The sequence below is a fragment of the Acetobacter lambici genome, from assembly GCF_011516885.1.
In the GTDB taxonomy this organism is placed as follows: domain Bacteria; phylum Pseudomonadota; class Alphaproteobacteria; order Acetobacterales; family Acetobacteraceae; genus Acetobacter; species Acetobacter lambici.
Genome location: NZ_WOTD01000182.1, coordinates 1 through 553 on the forward strand (window position 1 = coordinate 1; position 553 = coordinate 553).

Here is a 553-nt window from a genome sequence, read left to right on the forward strand (position 1 = left end):
GACAAGAGACGCTTCAATGGCAGCCGCATCCCGTTCAAGCGCGGGAATCAGACGTGACAGCAGCGTCGTCTTTCCTTCTTCCAGCAGAGCCTTCAGATCGCCTCCCGTGCAGGTGTCACCCCTTTTACAGAGCAGGGTCTGCATTTTCCTGAGCCAGCAGAGTGTGACGGCAAGGTGCGGTTCAGCTTCCAGAAGGGCAGGAACCAGCAGTCCCTCCTGTCCGGCAGATAACGGATCCTCTGCGAGGAGAAGCCGCGCAAGTTTGCGTCCCCGAGGTGCAACGACATGCGCGGAAGGAACGGGTTTCGCGGAACATCCCTGTCGCGTCGCCACCCATTTCCAGACGGTGCCATATTGTCCTGCAAAGCCCTGCTCCAGGAGTTCCCGCCATAGCTGACGACTATTGCGACATCCTTCGGACCATCTCTTTTCCAGGTGGGCTGTGTAAGGCACGAGTATGCTGCGTGACGGAACCGTTCTTTTCCATGGTGGTGCATGGCCCCGCTGAAACCAGCGCCGCACGGTTTTTCTCTCTACCCCGATCGTTGTGGCG

General features: G+C 58.8%; 1 pseudogene. It reads right to left on the reverse strand.

Annotated elements, in window-relative coordinates:
• Positions 1-553: pseudogene (locus tag GOB86_RS16710) on the reverse strand (ISL3 family transposase); the annotation flags it as partial.